The organism is Micromonospora sp. ALFpr18c (assembly GCF_008868155.1).
Taxonomy (GTDB): Bacteria; Actinomycetota; Actinomycetes; order Mycobacteriales; family Micromonosporaceae; genus Micromonospora.
Map to the genome: position 1 here is coordinate 1 of NZ_WBKR01000444.1, position 764 is coordinate 764.

Consider the following 764-nt stretch of genomic DNA (forward strand, 5'->3'; position numbering starts at 1 on the left):
TGAGCTGGCACCGGCAGTTGATGACAAGGCGGCTGCAGCGGGGGTATACCCTGATCGACCGGAGGGCAGGGCAGACGACGAGGGCTGCGGGTGCTGAGACTGCGACGCCACTGAACCCTTCGGCGCACGACCTACAGGCCCGCGACCCAGCCGGCGCTGATATTCCTCATCCAGCCTGTACCAGACATCAACCCCGTTACCCCTCCCCTTCGGCGTACTGTTGGGATCGACAACACCAGTGCCCTTCTTTAGGATATGCCAAAAGGTGGTGTGGACAATTTTTTTATCATCTGCGAATTGTCTGATGGAATACCCGGGGGGGAGGTCGAGATACGCCATTACATCACGAACTTTATAATCATCGTTCACCCAACCGGCGATTGCATTTTGACGATCAGTCGAGAGACTGCCGAGAAGTTGGCCTCTCCGCACCTCACCCGAATACCACCTTCGGAATGTACCTACATATAAATCGGGGCGGTTCTCCTCAAGGAAGGTAGCAACGCTTACCGCCCACGGGTTGAGGATGATTTGGTCGGCGAAGAGTTCGAGAAGCTGTTTGTCGCTGAGCATGTGGCTCCTTGGGGTGTGGTGATCTCGCGTCAGTGTCGCGCCAAAGAGTTCAACGGATCATGCCCGGGCCAGGTTCAACGAACCCGGTCGCGTTCACGCCGCTCGGCGTCGAGGCGTTCCCGTTCGGCGCGCAGGTCGGCGGCGGTGGCGAGTAGTTCCCCGGCGGTGCGGGCGGCCGTCGGGGTGGACGC

At 59.7% G+C, this 764-nt stretch carries 1 protein-coding gene; it reads right to left on the bottom strand.

The genetic code is table 11. The annotated features are described in order from the left end of the window. Positions 1-573 (bottom strand): hypothetical protein (locus tag F8271_RS31625; RefSeq protein WP_151493424.1); only part of this gene is annotated, 573 nt, incomplete at its 3' end. Positions 574-764 lie beyond the last annotated feature (191 nt).